Here is a 4,543-nt window from a genome sequence, read left to right on the forward strand (position 1 = left end):
GGCAGCGGGCCGCTCAAAGAGCTGTTCGGCGACGGCGAGGTCGTGTGGGATCCAGCCGCCCCGTTCAAGAGCGACAGCGTGCTGCCGGCCGTCCAGAAAGGGTTCGTCATTCACTTGTGGGATGAGAACACCGGGAAGGGAGGCTGGAACGGCCACTGGGTGATCAGCAACGGCGACGGGACGGTCTGCGGAGTGAATAACGGCGAGGTCAAAAAAGCCGACGAAACCGTCCTGAAAGAATACACCAACGACGGCAAGCTCAGGAGCTAGTTCGAGGGTTACGGCGGACTGGTGATGGTCGAAGTCCCCGGCGACAAAGGTTTTCTCGTTCTCCAGGTGAAGACGCCGCAGGAATACCGGAAGGCCAAGATGGTTAAATTCGATCCCATGACGCTGCCGGGCAGGATGTAGCATTGGCGCCCGCGCCGGAAGCGCGGGCGCGTCAGCGGCGGCACGAGGGCGCAAGCCCGAGCCGGTCGGCCATCAGGCGGTCGACAAGACGCTTCGGCAGGTTTCGGGCGAAAAAGTCCTGGAGGGGCGTCGGCGTCACGATATAGCGAACCTTCGGCCGCTGCGCGGAGAGCGCCGTCCGGACGGCTTCGCCGATCCGCTCGGGCGGCAGGCCCGCCTTGCCCATGGCGAGCATGGTGGCCTTCACCTTGGCGACGGCGGCGGCGTACGGCGTGCCGGCGAAGTCCGCATTGACGCGGCCGGACTTGCCCCAGATCGGGGTGGCGACGACGCCCGGGTTGATGATCACGACGTCGATTCCGTAGAGCATCAGCTCGCGGCGCAACGACTCCGACAGGCCTTCGAGCCCGAATTTCGACGCGCTGTAGGCGCCGACGAACGGAGGGGCGCTGAGCCCGCCGACCGACGACATCATGACGATGCGTCCGGGCGGACCGGACCGCGACCGGTCGGCGCCGAGGAGCGGGGCGAAGGCCTGCGTGACGATCAGGGGACCGGTCAGGTTGACGGCGAGCTGACGCTCGAAGGCTTCGATCTTGAGATGGAGCAGGGGGCCGGCCACGGCGATCCCCGCGTTGTTGACGAGGCCTGCCAGGGTCTTGCCGCCGAGCGCGGCGTCCACTTCGGACGCTGCGGCCGCGACCCCCTTCGAGTCGGTGACGTCGAGGATGAGCGGCCGGACCGCGTCGCCGAACGCCGCTGTGAGACGCTCGGCGTCCTCCGTCCGGCGCACGGCGGCGAAGACGCGCCAGCCGTCTTCGGTCAGAACCTTCACGCATCCCCAGCCGATGCCGGTGGACGCGCCGGTGACGACGACGGTCTTGCTCGAATCGGCGGACATGGCCCCTCCTGCTGCGACATTCGTTATACGCCGCCGAATGCGTTTGGATGGCGCTCACCCGAAGTGACGCAGCTTTGGCCAGAGTTTTTCGAACGGCGCGCGCACGTCGCGGCAAAGCCAGACGGTCTGTCCGGACTCCTCCGGCATGCCGTACGGATTGTCGACATGGCCGACCGGCTCGACCGTGCGGCACATCGGGACGAGCCACTCGCGCTGGCCCCCGTACACCAGCACGACGCTGCCGTCCGCGCCGCGCGGGCCCCACAGATAATAATTCTCGTGGCCGCTGATCGCGGGGGGCAGGGACCAGGGCGCGCCGAAGACGTCGGCCGCCGCGGCGTCCCCGTAGTTCCAGGCGAAGACCGCGGCGCGGGCCCGGTCCTCGGGAGGCAGGGTCTGATAGGCCTCGCCGAGCGCTTTGGCGATGTCGGGCCAGCCGTACTGGTCTGCGTAATATTGCGGCAGTTCGCCGAGCTTGAGCCTTTCGCCGGTGCTTGGCCTGAAGCCGAGCGCATGCTGATAGGCGATAAAGGCGTCGACCGGCAGGATGGGGAGGAACAGGGGCGCAAAGAGCGCGCCCACGACGAAGACCACGGCCGCAAGCACGGGTTTGGCGACGCGCGGCAGCCAGGCTTCGAGGGCCACGGAGCCGCCGGCCATGAGAAGCGCGTAGGCCGGGGCGATGTAATAGGGCCTTCCGCGCCCGATCAGCGCCGCGGCGATCAGGATCGCCCAGCTGATCGCGACCCAGCGATAGGCCGCGAAGCGCGGCCAGAACGCGAAGGCGGCGAGCCCCGCGATCCACACGGGCGCCGTGGCGGGACCGAGGATCACCACCTCCTGCAAAAGGAACGACGCCGGCGAAAAGGGAATGTTCTTTTCCGCCGCCAGCACGGCGGTGTGCGCAACGAAAGGCCAGCCGTTCTCAGCCTGCCACACGAGATTCGGCGCGGCGATGGCGGCAGCGAACGCGCCCGCCGTCCAGGGCTCCCATCGCGCGAGCAGCCGCCGCTGCGGGGTCAAAAGCAGAGCGAGCGCGAGCGAGGCGAGATAGAGCGCGACCGTGTACTTGGCGAGGAAGGCCGCGCCTCCGATCGCGCCCGCGGCATACCACCAGCGCGGATCGTCGTCCCGCTCGGCCTTGATGATGCAGAGCGCGACGGCGAGCCACGCCAGGGGCTGCAGCGAGTCGGTCGTCAAGAGGGCTCCGACCGCCTGGAAAAAGCCGCCGACGAGCGCGGTGAGGCCGGCGAGCCAGCGGGCGTAGAGCCCGCCGCCGAGCATGGACGCCGCCTCTGCCGTGAGGGCGACCAGCGCCGCCGACGACAACGCCGGAACGAGCCGCAAGCCCCGGAGCGAGCCGAAGGCCGCCTGCGACGCCGCTGCGATCCACGGCGTCAGCGGCGGCTGGTCGGTATAGCCCCACGCCGGATGGCGCCCGCAGACGATGAAATAGAGCTCGTCGCGGAAATAGCCGTAGGAACCGTTCACCCAGAGATGCACCCCGAGCGCGACGAGGCCGAGCGCGATCGCCGGGTGGTCGAGAACGACGCGAAACGCTCGACCGGACATGGCCGCAGGATCCTCAGGACCGGGTCACCCTAGCGGAATCGCGCACACCTTGCTTGATCTGCGTCAGGCCGCTCCGTCGGGCTCGATCGGTTCGCAGAAGCGGATGGCGTTACCGAACGGATCGAGCCCGACGGTGTCGATCGCGCCCCAGGTCCGCCTTGATGCGTAGCACAAGAATGCGAGGCTCCGTTCGGTGCGCCCCGCGGACGAATGGGCGAAGCCATGCGTTTGACCGCCGCCGGGGCCGGCCCTACATAACCGTCATGACCCGGCTCATCGACACCGTCGCGGAAAGCCCGCGGCCTGAGCGTCCCCGCCATCCCGAGAAGGCGCACCGGCCGGACAACCCGGTCGCTCGGAAGCCCGCCTGGATCCGCGTCAAGGCGCCGGGATCGCCCGTCTTCGCCGAGACGCGGGCGCTGGTGCGCGAGCACAAGCTCACCACGGTCTGCAAGGAGGCGAGCTGTCCCAACATCGGCGAATGCTGGGACAAGCGCCACGCGACCTTCATGATCATGGGCGAGACCTGCACCCGCGCCTGCGCCTTCTGCAACGTCGCGACCGGCCTGCCGAACCCGCTCGACTTCGGGGAGCCCGCGCGGGTCGCCGACGCGGTCGCCAAACTTGGGCTCAAACACGTCGTGGTGACCTCGGTCGACCGCGACGACCTGGCCGACGGCGGGGCCGGGCATTTCGGAAAAACCATCCGCGCGATCCGGGAGGCGGCGCCTGGGACGACGATCGAGGTGCTGACGCCCGATTTCCTGCGCAAGCAGGGGGCGCTAGAGACCGTCGTCGAAGCGAAACCGGACGTCTTCAACCACAATCTCGAGACCGTGCCGTCGAAGTATCTCGGCGTTCGGCCCGGCGCACGCTATTTCCATTCGCTGCGGCTGTTGCAGCGCGCCAAGGAACTCGACCCGACGCTCTTCACCAAGTCGGGCGTGATGGTCGGCCTCGGCGAGGAGCGCAACGAGGTCTTGCAGATGATGGACGACATGCGCTCGGCCGATGTCGATTTCCTGACCATCGGCCAATATCTCCAGCCGACGCCGAAGCACCACCCGGTGATGCGGTTCGTCACCCCGGAGGAATTCGCCGAATACGCGACGATCGCGGCGGTCAAGGGCTTTCTGCTTGTCTCGTCCTCGCCGCTGACCCGCTCGTCGCATCACGCCGGCGAGGATTTCGCCAAGCTGAAAGCGGCGCGCTCGGCGTCAGTCTTCGCGCGCGGCTGACTGGGGGCGCGCTGGCAAAGCCTCCCGGACCCGGCCAGCGCCGCGCCGCCGCCGAAGGCCTCGATTGCGTGAGGCGCGGCGGAAGGGCGAAGCACAAAGGCCGCTGCGCCGCGCCCTGCTTTTTTCCGTGCGCGGACAGCCGCGGTTTGCAATTGACCCTCGGAGGCTGACGCGGTAGGCACGGAGCGCCTTGGCGTCTGGCGCGAGCGCGTAGCTCAATAGGTAGAGCATCTGACTTTTAATCAGAGGGTCGTGGGTTCGATTCCCACCGCGCTCACCAAGCAGAGACAAGAGTCACAGCGTGCTGCTTCGTGGATCGGTCGAGCGGCATGTCCTCCGACAACTGCTGACGGTCCGCGCGTGAAGCGTTTTGCCCGCGTCGGCGTACAGTGCCGGTCCATCATACTCCCGCGCCCGATAG

At 68.0% G+C, this 4,543-nt stretch carries 4 protein-coding genes and 1 tRNA gene; 3 read left to right on the forward strand and 2 right to left on the reverse strand.

The window, feature by feature from the left end; all coding sequences use genetic code 11:
- A partial coding sequence (locus ACLP25_RS30520; protein WP_442472841.1) for a hypothetical protein occupies positions 1-270 on the forward strand: 270 nt, incomplete at its 5' end.
- A 172-nt stretch (positions 271-442) separates the two neighbouring features.
- Here the strand turns inward: ACLP25_RS30520 and ACLP25_RS30525 are convergent.
- Complete coding sequence (locus tag ACLP25_RS30525) at positions 443-1,312, reverse strand: SDR family NAD(P)-dependent oxidoreductase (RefSeq protein ID WP_442472842.1); 870 nt, start codon at positions 1,310-1,312, stop codon at positions 443-445.
- Between the two features lie 54 nt (positions 1,313-1,366).
- The gene (locus ACLP25_RS30530; RefSeq protein WP_442472843.1) at positions 1,367-2,884 is read right to left on the reverse strand and encodes an ArnT family glycosyltransferase; all 1,518 of its coding nucleotides are present in this window, start codon (positions 2,882-2,884) and stop codon (positions 1,367-1,369) included.
- Positions 2,885-3,147: 263 nt separating this feature from the next.
- On the opposite strand from ACLP25_RS30530, the gene lipA reads away from it, so the two are divergent.
- Together lipA and ACLP25_RS30540 are read left to right on the forward strand one after the other, a co-directional pair.
- Positions 3,148-4,122, forward strand: coding sequence for a lipoyl synthase (lipA, locus tag ACLP25_RS30535; protein WP_442472844.1), 975 nt, complete (start codon positions 3,148-3,150; stop codon positions 4,120-4,122).
- 204 nt (positions 4,123-4,326) lie between these two features.
- Positions 4,327-4,402: transfer RNA gene (locus tag ACLP25_RS30540), tRNA-Lys, on the forward strand.
- Positions 4,403-4,543 lie beyond the last annotated feature (141 nt).

The organism is Roseiarcus sp., from assembly GCF_052145395.1.
Taxonomy (GTDB): domain Bacteria; phylum Pseudomonadota; class Alphaproteobacteria; order Rhizobiales; family Beijerinckiaceae; genus Roseiarcus.